The sequence below is a fragment of the Methylobacterium sp. 001424705 genome (genome assembly GCF_059816145.1).
Genome location: NZ_JCBANU010000001.1, coordinates 291,768 through 306,756 on the forward strand (window position 1 = coordinate 291,768; position 14,989 = coordinate 306,756).

Genomic DNA, 14,989 nt, shown 5'->3' on the forward strand with positions numbered 1-14,989 from the left:
GCGGGTTTCCGGCCTGACCACAGCCGACACCGCGCCGTCATTCCGGGGCGCCACAGGCGAGCCCGGACCCGAAGGGGCGCGCCAACGGCGTGCAATCCAGAACCGCCGACCCTGCAAGACCTTGCGCCACCTGTGTTTCTGGATCCCGGGCTCCGCTGCGCGGCCCCGGGATGACGGGGAACGACTTGACATGCTTCGGCCGGTGAATCGGCCGGCTGCGAATCAGAGTAGCCCCCCCTGCCAAAACGAAACCGCCGCCCTCTCGGGCGGCGGCCGGGTGTGTTCGAATGGCGTCTGGGAATCAGTCGATTCCCAGCGCCACGAAGCGGACGTCGCCGCTCGCACTGGCGACCAGGAGCAGGACGGACTTGCGTCCGTCCTTCTTGAGCTGGTCGATGCGCTTGCTGACGTCGGCGGGTGCGTTCACCGCCTCCTGCCCGACCTCGACGATGACCTCGCCCGGCTTGATCTGCTTGTCGGCCGCCGTGGAGTTCGGATCGACGCGGGTGACGAGGACGCCCTTGAGGCCGTCCTTGAGGCTGTAGCGCTTGCGGGCCTCGTCGGTGATGCCCGACAGGTTGAGGCCGAGCACCTGGCGCACGGCGCTCTCGGCCTCCGGCTGCTTGACGCTGGCGAGGGTCGGCTTCTCGGTGTCCTCGAGACGGCCGAGGGTGACCGACTTCGTGGTCTCGGCGCCCTTGCGGATCACGAGCACGTCCACGACCTTGCCGACCGGGGTCGAGGCGACGATCCGGGGCAGGTCGCTGGACGACTTCACCGCCGTGCCGTTGAACCTGACGATGACGTCGCCGATCTCGAGGCCCGCGGCCTTGGCCGGGCCCTTCTCGTCGACGCCGGCGACCAGGGCGCCCTTGACCCCGTCCTTCATGTCGAGGGCTTCCGCCGTGGTCTCGTCCACGTTCTGGATGCGCACGCCGAGCCAGCCGCGGCGGACCTCGCCGAACTCGCGCAGCTGGTCGATGACCTGGGACGCGTTGTTCGAGGGCACCGCGAAGCCGATGCCGACCGAGCCGCCGGTGGGCGACAGGATCGCCGTGTTGATGCCGATGACCTCGCCGTTCATGTTGAACAACGGACCGCCGGAATTGCCCTTGTTGATGGCAGCATCCGTCTGGATGTAGTTGTCGTAGGGGCCGGACTCGATGTTGCGGCCCCGGGCCGAGACGATGCCGGCCGAGACCGAGCCGCCGAGGCCGAAGGGGTTGCCGATGGCGATGACCCAGTCGCCCGGACGCATCTTCTCGGAGTCGCCGAAGGGCACGGCCTTGAGGGGCTTGTTGGCCTCCGGCTTCACCCGCAGCACCGCGAGGTCGATCTTGGCATCCTTGCCGATGATCTCCGCCTTCAGCTTGGTGCCGTTGTGCAGGATGACCTGGATGTCGTTGGCGTCGCCGATGACGTGGTTGTTCGTCACCACGATGCCGGACGCATCGATGATGAAGCCCGAGCCCAGCGAGTTCGACTTACGCTGCTGCGGCTTCGGGCGGTCGGCCTCGCTGCGGTCGCCGCCGCCGCGCTGGCCGCGCTTGTTGAAGAACTCCTCGAACAGGTCCTCGAAGGGCGTGCCCTGTGGGAGCTGCGGGCCGGAGCGGGCGTTGGGCCGGGCGTCGACCGTGGTCGAGGCCGAGATGTTCACGACCGCGTCGGTGACCTGATCGGCGAGGTCGGCGAGGGATTCGGGGCCCTTGGCGAAGGCCGGGGCCGGGGCGCCGGTCACGGCGAGGGCGGTCGCCAGCGCGGCGGCGGCGAGGGCAGAGCGCAGGCTGCGCTGAAGCGCTCGGGAACGGGGCGCCCGGACGGCGCTCGCGACGGGAACCATAATCGACCTCATCTGTCTCAAGACGTCCTTAGATCGTCTCCGCCGTCCGCCGATCAAGAGTCCGGCGGCGAACCGGGGTCCGCCGCCGGAGCGTCATGGTGACCGCTCAGCGCAGCGTGCCGGTGGAGCCGGGCTCCGCCGGGGCGCGCGTGCGGGCGGCCGGCGTCGCCGGGGTCCGGCCCTGCGGATCGCTGAAGTAGCGGAAGAAGTCCGACGAGGGGCTGATCACGAGCCGCGTGTCGGAGCCCTTCAAGCCGGTCTCGTAGGCCTGCATGGAGCGGTAGAAGCTGAAGAAGTCCGCGTCCCTGCCGTAGGCTTCCGCCAGGATGCGGTTCTTGTCGGCGTCGCCCTGTCCGCGCAGGGTCTCGGCCGTCTGGTTGGCCTCCGAAAGCAGCACGGTGACGTCGCGGTCGGCCTTGGCCTTGATCGTGACCGCGGCCTGCTCGCCGGTGGCCCGGATGTCGGCCGCCTCGCGCTGGCGCTCCGTCGTCATGCGCTTGTAGACCGCCGAGCTGTTCTGGGCCGGCAGATCGACGCGGGTCATGCGCAGGTCGACGATCTCGACGCCGAGCTCCTTGGCCTGCCGGTTCACGTCGGCCTGGATCTGGTTCATCAGCTCGGCGCGCTGGGTCCGGACGATGGCGTCGCGGGTCGAGCGGGCGAGCAGGTTGCGCAGGGCCGAGTTGGTGAAGCTCGCCAGCAGGGTGTTGGCGCGGGCGATGTTGTTGGCCGACTGGTAGAACTTCAGCGGATCGATGATCCGGTAGCGCGCGAACGCGTCCACCTCGAGGTTCTGACGGTCGGTGGTCAGCAGGGTCTGGACCGGGAGATCAAGGTCGAGCACCCGCTTGTCGAACAGGACGACGTTCTCGAAGAACGGCAGCTTGAAGTAGAGGCCGGGCTTGTCGGTGCCGGTCTGGTTCAGGACGGCGCGGACGCCGCCGAAGCGGAGCACCAGGGCCTGCTGCATCTGGCCGACGGTGAAGACCGAGGCGTAGAGGCCGACGGCCACGGCGGCCGCCACGATCATGAGGCCGGTGCGGAGGGCTTGGTTGTTCATCGGGCCACTCCACCGGCAGCGTTGCGGGGACCGAACTCGGTCAGCGGCAGCACCGGCAGCACGCCGGCAGCGCTGGCGCCGGTGCCGGCACCGGCTCCGTTCTGGTCGATGATCACCTTGTTGACCGAGCCCAGGACCCGCTCCATCGTTTCGAGGAAGATGCGCTCGCGGCTGATGACCGGGGCGACCTTGTAGGAATCGTAGACCTGGGTGAAGCGGGCGGCCTGACCGGTCGCGTCGGCGGTGGACTGCGTCTTGTAGGCTTCCGCCGCCTGGATGATCTTCTGCGCCTCACCCTTGGCGAGGGGCACCTTCTGGCTCTCGTAGGTGCGCGCATCGTTCTTGGCGCGCTCGGCGTCCTGCTGCGCCGCGTTCACGTCGAAGAAGGCGGGCCGCACCTCCGGCGGAGGCTGCACGCTGACGAGCTGCACGAGCTCGATGCGCACGCCGGCGCCGTACTCGTCGAGGGCCTTCTGGGTGATCTCGCGGACCTCCTGGGCGACGCTCGACTGCTCGTTCGTCAGGATCGGCTGGATGTTGCGGCGACCGACGACCTCGCGCATCGCGCTCTCGGCGATGGCCTTGATCGTCCCTTCCGGGTTCTCGAGGTTGAAGACGAAGTCGGACGCTTTCAGGGGATTGATGCGCCACTGCACCTCGAAGTCGAGGTCGACGATGTTCTCGTCGCCCGTGAGCATCAGGCTCTCCTCGGGCTTGTCGACGGTGCGGCTCTGGTTGCCGAGCCCGGCGCGGTAGCCGATCTGCACGCTGTTGACCTGGCCGACATTCGGCTTGGTCACGGCGCCGATGGGAGCCGGGAAGTTGTAGTTCAGGCCCTGGCCGGTGGTGCTGAGATAGCGGCCGAACACCGTCTCGATGCCCACCTGCTGCGGCGCCACGGTGTAGAACCCGGTGGCGAGCCAGACGGCGACCACGATGCCGCCGGCGATCAGGAGGCCGCGGCCTCCACCGAACGATCCACCCGGGAGCACCCCGCGCAGGCGGTCCTGGCTGCGCCGGAGGAGGTCCTCAAGGTCGGGCGGGGTCTTGCCACCGCCACCGCCGCCCCACGGGCCACCCCCGCCGCCATTGCCGCCGCCGCCTCGGCCCCAGGGCCCTCCCCCGTTGCCGCTACCGCCGCCGCTCTGATTGCTCCAAGGCATGCTCGCCGATCTCTCCTGTTCCAGCAGCGTCTGCGCCGCGCACGAAGCCCACCCGCGCTCCCCGTCCCGGCCTCCTCAGGAGGCGGGCCGAATCTCCCCCGCGTGGACAAGAGTGTTGATCTCGTCGTGACCCGACCCCGGCACCTGCGTGGGCGCACCGGATCCTGTCAAGATTGCCACTTGGGCATCGGGCCGCCGAAAGACAACCGCACGGGAACCCAATGCGCAATGGGTCGCGCCGGATTGGTTTACGGCGCTTCTCCGCGCCCCGGCCCTCACCCGGCCCGTTCCAGGTCGACGAAGCTGAAGCCGCAGGCGTCGTGCTCGCCCGGCGGATGGGCTTCGCGCCGGGTCTCCCGATAGAGCGCACGCTCGAACGGCGGGAACACGGTGTCCCCCTCCGGCGCCAGATCGACCTCCGTGAGGTGGATGCGGTCGGCGTGGGGCAGAGCGAGGGCGTAGATCTCGCCGCCGCCGGCCACCATCAGCTCGTCGGCCCCCTCGGCCGCCGCCAGGGCGCCGGCCCAGTCCTGCGCCACCGCGACCTCGGGCACCGCGAAGGCGGGATCGCGGGTGAGCACGATGGTGCGCCGCCCGGGCAGCGGCCGGCCGATCGACGCGAAGGTCTTGCGCCCCATCAGCAGGGGCTTGCCCATGGTCAGGGCCTTGAACCGGCGCAGGTCGCTGCGCAGGCGCCAGATCAGGTCGTTGTCGCGGCCGATGACGCCGTTGCGGGCGACCGCCGCGATGATCGTGATGCGGGGGGCCGGCATCAGACCGCCACCGGGGCGCGGATCGCCGGATGGGGTTCGTAGCCCTCGACCGCGATGTCCTCGAAGCGGAAGTCGAACAGCGAGGTCACGGCCGGGTCGAGCACGAGGCGCGGCAGCGGGCGGTGCGCCCGCGTCAGCTGCAGCCGGGCCTGCTCGAGGTGGTTCACGTAGAGGTGGGCATCGCCCAGGGTGTGGATGAAGTCGCCGGGCTGCAGACCCGTGACCTGCGCGATCATCGCGGTGAGGAGGGCGTAGCTCGCGATGTTGAAAGGCACGCCGAGGAACACGTCGGCCGAGCGCTGGTAGAGCTGGCACGAGAGCCGCCCCTCGGCGACGTAGAACTGGAACAGGCAGTGGCAGGGCGCCAGCGCCATCCGGTCGAGATCGGCCGGGTTCCAGGCCGAGACGATGAGGCGCCGGGAATCCGGGTTGCGGCGGATCTCGTCGAGCACCCAGGCGATCTGGTCGACGCTGCCGCCGTCGGGCTTGGCCCAGGAGCGCCACTGCCGGCCGTAGACCGGCCCGAGGTCGCCGTTCGCATCGGCCCACTCGTCCCAGATGCTCACGCCGTTGGCCTGGAGGGCGCGCACGTTGGTGTCGCCCGTGAGGAACCACAGCAGCTCGTGGATGATCGAGCGCAGGTGGAGCTGCTTGGTCGTCACCAGCGGAAAGCCCTCGCCGAGGTCGAAGCGCATCTGGTGCCCGAACACCGAGAGGGTGCCGGTGCCGGTCCGGTCGTCCTTGCGCACCCCGTCCTGCAGGATGCGTTCGAGAAGCTGGTGATAGGCGTGCATCGCGGCTCCGAGGCGGGGGCTCCCGGAATAGCCCGAAGCGCCGGGGCTGGCGAGGTGGCGGACCGGGGCGTCAACAGGTCGTGCCGTCCCCGGACCGCGCTCCGGCCTCAGCCGATCGCGGGCCCGAGCACGTAGGCGATCATCGCGAGGTTGCTCCAGGCGTGGAGCAGGATGCCCGGCCAGAGCCGGCCGCTGCGCCAGCGGACCCAGCCGAGGATCAGCGCCAGGGGGATCAGCGAGACCGGCCGGGCGAACCCCGCGGGCGTGAGATGCGCCCCGGCGAACAGGAGCGCCGTCGCCAGGATCGCGCCCCGCGCCGTAAAAACCTCCCGCGCCCGGGCGAACAGGGCCCCGCGCATCAGGAGTTCCTCCGCCACCGGGGCCAGGACGAGCACGTAGGCGAACCACAGGGCCGCCGCGGCCGGGGTGAGGCCGGGCGACAGGGCCGTGTGCCGGCCGATCGGCATCCGGAACAGATCGGCGATGCCGGTCACCCAGGTGATGTGGATCACCGGCCAGGCCAGCAGGATCACGGCGAAGCGGCGCGCCGTCAGGCCCGGGGCGCCGGGCCCCCAGGGTGGCGGCACCGGCGCCACCAGGGCCAGGGTCCGGCGCCAGGCGGCGCCGTCGCGCCAGCGCACCGCGACGACGACGAGGAGGGCCAGGACCCCCTGCCGCACCACGTCCACCGCCAGTTCCCGCATGGCGAGCTGGCGCGGGTGCAGGCGGGGACGGTCTCCGCCCAGAAGCGCGATGCCGTCGATCCAGTCGCCGCCGACCCGCACGATCACCAGGGCGAGGAGGGTCGCCACCGCCAGCGCCAGGAAGGCCGCGAAGGCCAGCCCGACGAGCGCCGTCGCCGCGCCGAGGCCGGCACGGACCCGGGACGGCCGGAGGAGCGCGGAGGCGGACCAGGCCGCCGGCGCCTCGGGCATCGGCGCACCATCATCGGGCTTCAAATGCGGCGGCACTCCCACTATAATCAAGGCGTTGGCCGAGAGGCTCGGCGAGGACGGGGATCCGGCGGCGCCGGAACGGCTTCGAGGCCCGAACGGTAACCCGGCAGCCCCTTTCCGGACCACGGGCTTTTGGACGCAAGGGCCCGAGGCTCGACAGGCCCCGGGTTTTGGCGGAAGCTCGCTCCGGCGCGGGGATCTCGGTCGGAGCCGCGACGGGCGACCGCCGCGTCGCGGAACGGTGGTTCTGGGTAGCGGACGGACTTGGTAGCAAACGTCCGGATGGCCGCGACGGCCGTTCAGGCAGGGTTCTGGGAGGGTCGGGCACCGGCATTCCCATTCGATTTTCATCCGACCCGGAGCGCCATCGCGGCGTGTGACGGCGGGCAGTGACCGGGCATAAGCGACCGCAGATGGCAGACGACCTGATCCGCTACGATCTTCTGGTGCAGGACGCGCTGCGCGGCGTGGTGCGCAAGGTGCTGACCGACGCGGCCCGCGAGGGTCTCGCGGGCGAGCACCACTTCTACGTCTCGTTCCGCACCGAGGCGCCGGGCGTGCGCATGTCGCAGCGCCTGCGCGAGAAGTACCCGCAGGACATGACGATCGTGCTCCAGCACCAGTTCTGGGACCTCGGCGTCACCGAGCACACCTTCGAGGTCGGGCTGTCCTTCTCGGGGGTGCCCGAGCGCCTGCTGGTGCCCTTCGACGCCCTGACGGGCTTCTTCGACCCCTCCGTCCAGTTCGGCCTCAAGTTCGACCTCAGCGAGGGCACGGAGACGGCCGCCGCCGAGGAGGATTCGGAGGAGGCGCCGGCTGCGGCCGGAAAGACCCCGCCCCGGGGTGCCGCGTCCGAGCCCACCGAGATCAAGCCGAAGGGCACGGGCCTCGCCACCATCGGCAGCGCCGTCCCCAAGATCGGCGCCGGCACCACCCCGGTGCCCGCCGCGGCCCAGGCTGCCAAGGGAGCGGGCAAGTCGGAGGACGGGACCGAAGCCAAGCCCCCGGCGAAGAAGGCCGAGGACGGCACCGAGACCAGCGCCGAAGTCGTCAGCCTCGACGCCTTCCGCAAGAAGAGCTGAGCGAAGCGGCGCCGACGCGGACGCTCAACGAAAAAACCGCATCGTCATTCCGGGGCGCCAAAGGCGAGCCCGGAATCCGGAGCCGCCGACGGCGTCAATCCTGGCACCGCCCGTGCCTCTGGATCCCGGGCTCCGCTGCGCGGCCCCGGGATGACGTGGTGTTGCGCGCGGGTATGTCCTCCGATCCCGGTTGGACTGAGACGACGGCCCTTCGGACAGCGAAACGCGTCTCTTTCCCCTTCGCGGGGAGAGGCGAGGCGTGGGGGTCGCTCCGCCAGTCCCCGCCCGTCGAGGGTCGCCCAACCACCCCCACCTCCAACGCCTCCCCGCAAGGGGGGGAGCAGGGTTATGTCGAGCTTCCAGCCCTCACCCCCGGGGGTTCACCGTCATGTGCAACCCGTGCTCCGGGCGCAGGGTGACGCGGTGGAGCGGGACCACCGGGGCGTGGTCGTCGGCCAGGGTGAAACGGGCGGCGCGGGCGATGTGGGCCAGCACCACCACCGCCTCCTGCAGCGAGAAGTTCTGGCCGATGCAGACGCGGGGGCCGGCCCCGAACGGCAGGTAGGCGAAGCGCGGGATCGCGGCCCGGGCCTCGGGCAGGAAGCGCTCGGGCATGAAGGCGTCCGGCTCCTGCCACAGGGTCCGGTGGCGGTGGAGCACGTAGGGCGCCACCATCACCAGGGAGCCCTTGGGAATCTTGATGCGGCCGATCCGGTCCTCCGCGATGGCCTGCCGGCTCAGGAACGGCACCGGCGGGAAGAGCCGCATGGTCTCTTCCATCACGGCCCTGGTGTAGGGCAGCGCATCGGCGTCGAAGTCCTGGTCCGCCGGCACGGCATCGACCTCCGCCTCGATCCGCGCCTGGGCGGCGGGGTCCTGCGACAGGCAGTAGAGGGCCCAGGTCAGGGCGTTGGCGGTGGTCTCGTGGCCGGCCGCGATGAAGGTGACGATGTTGGCCTTCACCTCGAGGTCGGTGAGGCCCTTCCCCGTTTCCGGGTCCTGCGCCTTCAGGAGAAGCGTCAGCAGGTCGGCCGGCGCGGTCCCCTGCGCGATCAGGGCGCGGCGACGGTCGATCAGTTCGTCCACCACCTCGGCGAAGAAGCGGATGGCGGGCCGCGCCCGCAGGCGGCCGATGCGGGGCACGAATCCCGGCACCCCGAACACGTCGAGGGGATCGATCGGCCCGACGGATTCGAGGAAGCGGGTGATCGCCCGGCCCAGGGCGTCAGGGTCGCTGGCGAGGCCGTGGGTGAAGATCGTCCGCTCCAGCACGTCGAGGGTGACGCGGGTCATCTCCAGGGCGACGTCGATGCGGGTGCCGTCGCGGCGGGCCAGGCGGCGGGCGATGCGGGCGCCGGCGGCGTTCATGGCTCCGTTGAAGCCGAGCACGTGCCGGGCGGAGAAGATCGGCGCCAGGGTCCGGCGCTGCAGCTTCCATTCCTCGCCCTCGGCGGTGAGCAGCCCGTTGCCGAGGCCGGGGGCAAGGACCCGCCGCTGCAGGTCGTCCTTGCGGTAGTTGGCGGCGTTCTCGACGTAGAGGTAGCGGATCAGGGCCGGGTCGCTCACCACGGTGACGCGCCCGAGGGCGCCGTCGGCGGCCACCACCGGCTTCTCGAAATGCACGTCGAGCCAGGTCGTCAGCGGGTTGGCGCGGGCGGCCTTCAGGAAGCCGAAGAGGCCCGGCTGCTCGCGCAGGGGTTTTGGGACCGCCGGGCGGAAGCGGACCGGCACGGGGGCATCGACAGGGGCTTCGACGCGGGCGGCGGCACTCGACATGAACGACAACTCCGGGCCCGGGCTGAGGGCTGACAAGCCATGACAATTCAGCGCCGGGCACACGGCCCTCTCGCGATGCGGCATCGCGGTTTGCTGGCGTGCAGTTTAAGTAGGGTCCGGATTGACCAGACGAAGAGGCCACGATGTCGCCCACCGAGACGCCCGCCACCCGCACCGAGTCCGACACCTTCGGCCCGATCGAGGTCCCGGCGCATCGCTACTGGGGCGCGCAGACGCAGCGCTCGATCCAGAACTTCAAGATCGGCACCGAGAAGATGCCCGCGCCTCTCGTCCACGCCCTCGGCATGGTCAAGCAGGCCGCCGCCCTGGTGAACCAGGACCTCGGCGCCCTCGACCCGAAGGTGGCCCAGGCCATCGCGGCTTCGGCGGCCGAGGTGGTCTCCGGCGAGCACGACCAGGAATTCCCCCTGGCGGTGTGGCAGACGGGCTCCGGCACCCAGTCGAACATGAACGCCAACGAGGTGATCGCCAGCCTCGCCAACGAGCTGCTCGGCGGCAAGCGCGGCGGCAAGTCTCCGGTCCACCCCAACGACCACGTCAATCGCGGCCAGTCCTCGAACGACGTCTTCCCGACGGCGATGCACATCGCGGTCTCGCGCGAGATCAACGACCGGCTGCTGCCGGCCCTGCAGCACCTGCACGACGCGCTCCAGGCGAAGTCCGAGGCGTTCGCCGCCATCGTGAAGATCGGCCGCACCCACCTGCAGGACGCCACCCCGGTCTCCCTCGGCCAGGAATTCTCCGGCTACGTTGCGCAGGTGGCGCTCGGCACCGAGCGCGTGAAGGCGACGCTGCCCGGCGTGCTGGCGCTGGCACAGGGCGGCACGGCGGTGGGCACCGGCCTCAACGCCCATCCGGACTTCGCCGAAAAATTCGCCGCGAAGGTCGCGGAGCTGACCGGCCTGCCCTTCACCTCGGCCGCCAACAAGTTCGAGGCCCTGGCCACCCACGATGCCCTGGTCTTCACCCAGGGCGCGCTCACGGCGCTGGCCTCCGGCCTGTTCAAGATCGCCCAGGACATCCGCTTCCTCGGCTCGGGCCCGCGCTCGGGCCTCGGCGAGCTCTCGCTGCCGGAGAACGAGCCCGGCTCGTCGATCATGCCCGGCAAGGTCAACCCGACCCAGTGCGAGGCGCTGACGATGGTCTGCGCCCAGGTGATCGGCAACGGCACCACGGTGAGCTTCGCCGGCAGCCAGGGCAATTTCGAGCTGAACGTGTTCAAGCCCGTCATCGCCAACGCGGTGCTGCAGTCGATCCGCATCCTCGCCGACGCGGCGGTGAGCTTCACCGACAACTGCGTCGTCGGCATCAAGGCCAACGAGGACAAGATCGCCGACCTGATGAGCCGCTCGCTCATGCTGGTGACCGCGCTCGCCCCCTCGATCGGCTACGACAAGGCCGCCGAGATCGCCAAGACCGCGCACAAGAACGGCACCACCCTCAAGGAGGAGGCCCTGCGCCTCGGCTACGTCACGGCCGAGGAGTTCGAGCGCGTGGTGCGCCCCGAGACGATGCTGGCGCCCGGCGCCGCCTAGAGGAGCCCACCGGCATGGCGGAGATCATCAACCTGCGTCAGGCCCGGAAGGACCGGGCGCGGGTGGAGCGGGAGGCGAAGGCCGCGGACAACCGCATCGCCTTCGGCCGCCCGAAGAAGGCCAGGACCCTGGCGGAGGCCAAGAAGGCCATCGAGGTCTCGCGCCACGAGGGCCACAAGCTCGTGGGGCCCGAGTCGGAGGGGTGATGGGGGACGCGGCACGTGACCCTCTCCCCTCTGCGGGAGAGGGTGCCTGCGGAGCAGGCGGGAGAGGGAGCGACCTTTCCGGATATGGCGCTCCCCTCTCCCGGTCGCTCCGCGACCACCCTCCCCCGCAGAGGGGGGAGGGTCGGGTGCCGGAATGACCACCGGCATCACCAAGCGCTCCGTGATGATCGCCGGCCACCGGACCAGCGTGTCCCTGGAGGACCCGTTCTGGGACGCCCTGCGGGAGATCGCAGGCGCGCGCGGCCAGTCCGTCCAGGCCCTGATCGGCGCCGTCGATGCCGGTCGGGAGGGCCAGAACCTCTCATCCGCCCTCCGGGTGTTCGTGCTGGCGAGCGTGCGTGATCGTGCCTGACGGCCGCGACGGGCTCGGGCGGCGAATGTCCTGCAGGCTGTAGGAGGCCGGCGCGCCGAAGGTCCGGCGGAAGGCGTTGGCGAAGTGCGCCTGGTCGGCGAACGCCGCCTCATGGGCGGCCCCGGTGAAGTTGGCGCCGCGGACGACGGCCGCGATGGCGCGGCGCATGCGCAGCCAGCCGCGATAGCGCCGGAACGGGACACCCATGGTCGCGCTGAAGAGGTGCTGCATCCGCGACGAGGACAGGGATGCCGCCGTGGCCAGCCGTCCCGCGCTCATCCACGCTTCCGGCCGGGCCCGCAGGTCGACGAGGACCTTCGCGATCCGGGGATCGACCGGCCGATCGAACCGCCGTGCCGCGAAGCCGGAAAGGTCGGCGATGGCCTCGCCCGCCCAATCGCAGGCGTCGCGTCGCTCGAAGAGCGACCGCAACGGGCCGACCTCCCCGCCCCTGCCCACCAGGGCGCTGCCGACCGCCTCGGCCGGACCCATCAGGCCCGTCAGGGCCCACGCCCCGGCATCGGGCTCGCGATAGAGGACGCCGAGGGGAGCGCCGCCGCAATCCAGCTCGTGCGGCATCCCCGCCGGAACGAAGGCCGTGCGGCAGGTGATCCACGCCCCCGGCGCGAAGCGGATGCGGAAGGCGTCGTAGAGCCCCGCGAGATAGACCGGGGCGCCGTGCTGGTGGCTGGCATTGTACGCGAGCGGCCCCGCGAAGAGGGTGTGCGCCCCCTCGACATGCCAGATCGGGAGGGACGACGCGCCGGACGGCGCAGCACGTTCGTTCAAGCTGGCCCCCCTCCCACCGCGATAGACCGTTCGCGACCGGTCCCGCACACATCCTGACGGAACCGGCCCTCTCGGGAAACGTCCAGCGATGACCGAACTCACCCGTCGTCATCTCGCCGCGACCCTGGTCGCCGGCCTCGCCCTTCCGACGGCCGCACGGGCGGGCATACCGACGCAAGCCCTGCCCCCGAGCCTCTCCGCCGGCCTGCGGCGGATCCGCCTCGGTGCCTTCACCGTCACCGCCCTGTGCGACGCCGACGCGGTCATCGACGGCCCCTGGCCGATCGTGGGCGAGGACCGTCCGAAGGCGGAGGTCGAGGCCCTGATGCGGGAGAACCGGCTTCCGCCGGACCGCTTCGAGCCCGGCTTCACGCCGATCCTGGTCCAGACCGGCCGCGAGACCGTCCTGTTCGACACCGGGAACGGGGCGGTGGGCTTCATCCCGCGCCCGGCCGGCGGGCAGCTGGCGCAGCGGGTGCGGCAGGCCGGCCTGTCGCCGGACGCGATCGACCTCGTAGTCCTGACGCATTGCCACACCGACCATATCGGCGGACTCTTGGAGGATGGGCGCCCGCTCTTCCCCAGGGCCAGCTACGTCATGGGCGACCGGGAATTCGCCTTCTGGAGGGACGACGATCGCCTGGCAGGCCCGCCGGACGGCAACGCGTACAAGTCGGCCCGCGTCTTCCGCAGCCACCTGCTTCCCCTCGCCGAGCACATCCGCTTCGTGTCGCCGGGCCAGACGGTGGTGCCGGGCATCGACGCCGTGGCGGCCTTCGGCCACACGCCGGGCCACCTTGCCTTTAACGTGGAAAGCGAGGGCCAGCGCCTGCTGGTCTGGGGCGACTGCGCCCATCACGAGGTCGCCTCGCTGGCCCGGCCCGACTGGCACGCCCTGTTCGACATGGACAAGGCGGCCGGCGCCGCGACCCGACGGACGATCTACGACATGGCCGCCACCGACCGCGTCCTCGTCGCCGGCTACCACACCGCCTTCCCGTCGCTCGGATACGTCGTCCGCGACGGGCTCGGGTACCGCTGGATCCCGATGGCGGACCGGAGCGAGCGCTGACGCGCCTCTACTCCGCCGCCGCCATCGTCCGGTCCGGCAGCCCCTCCAGGGCCGCCGGCTTCGGGCCGCCGGTCGCCCAGTCCAAGAGCTCCGCCGTGTGGACGATCGGGATCGCCGTGCCCTTCCCGATCTGGGTGGCGCAGCCGATGTTGCCGGTGGCGATGACGTCGGGGCGCATCCGCTCGATGTTGGCGACCTTGCGGTCCCGCAGGCGGTTGGCGATCTCGGGCTGGAGGATGTTGTAGGTGCCGGCCGAGCCGCAGCAGATGTGGCCCTCGGGCACGTCCTTCACGGTGAAGCCCGCCGTCTTCAGGAGATTCTTCGGCTCGGTGCGGATGCCCTGGCCGTGCTGCATCGAGCAGGCCGAGTGGTAGGCGACCACGAGGTCGGTCTCGACGATCGGCGGCATCAACCCGATGGTGGCCATGTACTCGGTGACGTCCTTGGCGATGGCGGACACGCGCTTCGCCTTCTCCGCGTAGGCCGGGTCCTCGCGGAACATGAAGCCGTAATCCTTGATCGTCGTGCCGCAGCCGGAGGCGGTGACGAGAATCGCGTCGAGCCCGGCGCCGTCCATCTCGGCGATCCAGGCGTCGATGGTGCGCTGGGCCTGGGCATGCGACGAATCCGCCTTGCCCATGTGGTGGGTCAGGGCGCCGCAGCAGCCCTCCCCCGCGGCCTGCACCACCTCGACCCCGTGCCGGGTCAGGAGCCGGATCGCCGCTTCGTTGAAATCGGGACGCAGCACGCTCTGGGCGCACCCGCGCAGCAAAGCCACGCGACCTCGACGCGACGGCGCGGTATACCCATGCAACGCCGCGCTCGCCTCCAGGGCCCGCGTCTCGGCCGGGAAGGTGCCGGGCCGGTCGGTGGGATTGCGGTTCGGCAGATGGGCCGGGGCGAGGTCGAGCATGGCCGCGAGGCGGTTGCCGACCCGCGGCAGGCGCGCCACCAGGGGCCGGAAGGGAGCACCGATCTTTGCCCCCAGCAGCGCCAGGCGGAAGCGGTTCGGGTAGGGCAGCACGAAGGCCAGCACGCTGCGGAGCAGCCGGTCGCTCAACGGACGCCGATAGGTTTCCTCGATATAGGTCCGCGCATGGTCGACGAGGTGCATGTAATGCACGCCCGAGGGGCAGGTCGTCATGCAGGACAGGCAGGACAGGCAGCGGTCGACATGCTTGACGACTTCCGGCACCGCCGGTTTTCCGCCTTCCAGCATGTCCTTGATCAGGTAGATCCGCCCGCGCGGGGAATCGAGTTCATCGCCGAGCAGGAGATAGGTCGGGCAGGTCGCGGTGCAGAACCCGCAATGCACGCAGGTCCGGAGGATCTTCTCGGACGCCGCCATGGCCGGATCGGCGAGCTGCGTCAGGCTGAAATTGGTCTGCACGGTGCGTCCTCGGGTCCACCCTCGTGCCGTCCATCGGGTCCGGCCCGCGTCGGCATCGTCGTTCTTAGTCCCTGCTGTTTAGAGGGTCTCGCGCCGGTTGCCGAGCCTTGGAATCGCTCCGAAGAGCGCGATCGACGCGACCTCGTCCCGCACCGCCCC

14 protein-coding genes are annotated in these 14,989 nt (G+C 70.7%); 5 read left to right on the top strand and 9 right to left on the bottom strand.

Translation table 11 applies throughout. The features are described from left to right. Nucleotides 1-301 precede the first annotated feature (301 nt). The 6 genes from AC6EUL_RS01380 to AC6EUL_RS01405 all read right to left on the bottom strand — a co-directional run bounded on the left by AC6EUL_RS01380 (nt 302) and on the right by AC6EUL_RS01405 (nt 6,565). On the bottom strand, nt 302-1,840 hold the full coding sequence (locus tag AC6EUL_RS01380) for a DegQ family serine endoprotease (RefSeq protein WP_499868618.1): 1,539 nt from the start codon (nt 1,838-1,840) through the stop codon (nt 302-304). A gap of 106 nt (nt 1,841-1,946) precedes the next feature. Further along, nucleotides 1,947-2,900 carry a protease modulator HflC gene (gene hflC / locus AC6EUL_RS01385; protein WP_056211525.1) on the bottom strand — a complete coding sequence of 318 codons (954 nt, stop codon included), beginning with the start codon at nt 2,898-2,900 and terminating at the stop codon, nt 1,947-1,949. Further along, nucleotides 2,897-4,063 carry an FtsH protease activity modulator HflK gene (gene hflK, locus AC6EUL_RS01390; protein WP_499868411.1) on the bottom strand — a complete coding sequence of 389 codons (1,167 nt, stop codon included), beginning with the start codon at nt 4,061-4,063 and terminating at the stop codon, nt 2,897-2,899. Before hflK ends, hflC begins: the two co-directional genes overlap by 4 nt. A 275-nt stretch (nt 4,064-4,338) precedes the next feature. Then, complete coding sequence (locus tag AC6EUL_RS01395) at nt 4,339-4,836, bottom strand: dihydrofolate reductase (protein ID WP_499868413.1); 498 nt, start codon at nt 4,834-4,836, stop codon at nt 4,339-4,341. After that, nucleotides 4,836-5,630: a thymidylate synthase gene (locus AC6EUL_RS01400; protein WP_499868414.1), complete on the bottom strand. Its 795-nt coding sequence runs from the start codon at nt 5,628-5,630 to the stop codon at nt 4,836-4,838. Before AC6EUL_RS01400 ends, AC6EUL_RS01395 begins: the two co-directional genes overlap by 1 nt. A gap of 107 nt (nt 5,631-5,737) precedes the next feature. Then, the gene (locus AC6EUL_RS01405; protein WP_499868416.1) at nt 5,738-6,565 is read right to left on the bottom strand and encodes a CPBP family intramembrane glutamic endopeptidase; all 828 of its coding nucleotides are present in this window, start codon (nt 6,563-6,565) and stop codon (nt 5,738-5,740) included. Between the two features lie 434 nt (nt 6,566-6,999). Between AC6EUL_RS01405 and AC6EUL_RS01410 the strand changes: the two genes are divergently transcribed. Further along, on the top strand, nt 7,000-7,668 hold the full coding sequence (locus AC6EUL_RS01410; RefSeq protein WP_056273570.1) for an SspB family protein: 669 nt from the start codon (nt 7,000-7,002) through the stop codon (nt 7,666-7,668). Nucleotides 7,669-8,034: 366 nt separating this feature from the next. Here AC6EUL_RS01410 and AC6EUL_RS01415 read toward each other — a convergent pair whose 3' ends face one another. After that, nucleotides 8,035-9,444, bottom strand: coding sequence for a cytochrome P450 (locus tag AC6EUL_RS01415; RefSeq protein ID WP_056211514.1), 1,410 nt, complete (start codon nt 9,442-9,444; stop codon nt 8,035-8,037). Between the two features lie 143 nt (nt 9,445-9,587). Here AC6EUL_RS01415 and fumC point away from each other — a divergent pair, with 143 nt between their 5' ends. From fumC to AC6EUL_RS01430, 3 genes are all read left to right on the top strand, one after another. Next, nucleotides 9,588-11,000, top strand: coding sequence for a class II fumarate hydratase (gene fumC / locus AC6EUL_RS01420; RefSeq protein WP_056211512.1), 1,413 nt, complete (start codon nt 9,588-9,590; stop codon nt 10,998-11,000). A 14-nt stretch (nt 11,001-11,014) separates the two neighbouring features. Further along, nucleotides 11,015-11,206, top strand: coding sequence for a DUF4169 family protein (locus tag AC6EUL_RS01425; RefSeq protein ID WP_056273581.1), 192 nt, complete (start codon nt 11,015-11,017; stop codon nt 11,204-11,206). A gap of 154 nt (nt 11,207-11,360) precedes the next feature. Next, nucleotides 11,361-11,579 carry a ribbon-helix-helix domain-containing protein gene (locus tag AC6EUL_RS01430; RefSeq protein ID WP_056211508.1) on the top strand — a complete coding sequence of 73 codons (219 nt, stop codon included), beginning with the start codon at nt 11,361-11,363 and terminating at the stop codon, nt 11,577-11,579. Here the strand turns inward: AC6EUL_RS01430 and AC6EUL_RS01435 are convergent. Further along, nucleotides 11,529-12,368: a helix-turn-helix domain-containing protein gene (locus AC6EUL_RS01435; RefSeq protein WP_499868418.1), complete on the bottom strand. Its 840-nt coding sequence runs from the start codon at nt 12,366-12,368 to the stop codon at nt 11,529-11,531. The two genes, AC6EUL_RS01430 and AC6EUL_RS01435, sit on opposite strands and share 51 nt — an antisense overlap. An 88-nt stretch (nt 12,369-12,456) precedes the next feature. Between AC6EUL_RS01435 and AC6EUL_RS01440 the strand changes: the two genes are divergently transcribed. Continuing rightward, a complete protein-coding gene (locus tag AC6EUL_RS01440; RefSeq protein WP_499868420.1) occupies nt 12,457-13,440 on the top strand; it encodes an MBL fold metallo-hydrolase in 984 nt (327 codons plus the stop codon). A gap of 7 nt (nt 13,441-13,447) precedes the next feature. On the opposite strand, the gene AC6EUL_RS01445 is transcribed toward AC6EUL_RS01440, so the two are convergent. After that, nucleotides 13,448-14,830: a heterodisulfide reductase-related iron-sulfur binding cluster gene (locus AC6EUL_RS01445; protein WP_056211501.1), complete on the bottom strand. Its 1,383-nt coding sequence runs from the start codon at nt 14,828-14,830 to the stop codon at nt 13,448-13,450. Between the last annotated feature and the right edge of the window lie 159 nt (nt 14,831-14,989).

Excerpts from the sequence above, each read along its gene's own strand:
- AC6EUL_RS01415 (WP_056211514.1), bottom strand. The coding sequence starts at position 9,444 with ATGTCGAGTGCCGCCGCCCGCGTCGAAGCCCCTGTCGATGCCCCCGTG.
- AC6EUL_RS01395 (WP_499868413.1), bottom strand. The coding sequence starts at position 4,836 with ATGCCGGCCCCCCGCATCACGATCATCGCGGCGGTCGCCCGCAACGGC.
- hflC (WP_056211525.1), bottom strand. The coding sequence starts at position 2,900 with ATGAACAACCAAGCCCTCCGCACCGGCCTCATGATCGTGGCGGCCGCC.
- AC6EUL_RS01430 (WP_056211508.1), top strand. The coding sequence starts at position 11,361 with ATGACCACCGGCATCACCAAGCGCTCCGTGATGATCGCCGGCCACCGG.
- AC6EUL_RS01440 (WP_499868420.1), top strand. The coding sequence starts at position 12,457 with ATGACCGAACTCACCCGTCGTCATCTCGCCGCGACCCTGGTCGCCGGC.
- AC6EUL_RS01410 (WP_056273570.1), top strand. The coding sequence starts at position 7,000 with ATGGCAGACGACCTGATCCGCTACGATCTTCTGGTGCAGGACGCGCTG.
- hflK (WP_499868411.1), bottom strand. The coding sequence starts at position 4,063 with ATGCCTTGGAGCAATCAGAGCGGCGGCGGTAGCGGCAACGGGGGAGGG.
- AC6EUL_RS01425 (WP_056273581.1), top strand. The coding sequence starts at position 11,015 with ATGGCGGAGATCATCAACCTGCGTCAGGCCCGGAAGGACCGGGCGCGG.
- AC6EUL_RS01380 (WP_499868618.1), bottom strand. The coding sequence starts at position 1,840 with ATGGTTCCCGTCGCGAGCGCCGTCCGGGCGCCCCGTTCCCGAGCGCTT.
- AC6EUL_RS01400 (WP_499868414.1), bottom strand. The coding sequence starts at position 5,630 with ATGCACGCCTATCACCAGCTTCTCGAACGCATCCTGCAGGACGGGGTG.
- AC6EUL_RS01405 (WP_499868416.1), bottom strand. The coding sequence starts at position 6,565 with ATGCCCGAGGCGCCGGCGGCCTGGTCCGCCTCCGCGCTCCTCCGGCCG.
- fumC (WP_056211512.1), top strand. The coding sequence starts at position 9,588 with ATGTCGCCCACCGAGACGCCCGCCACCCGCACCGAGTCCGACACCTTC.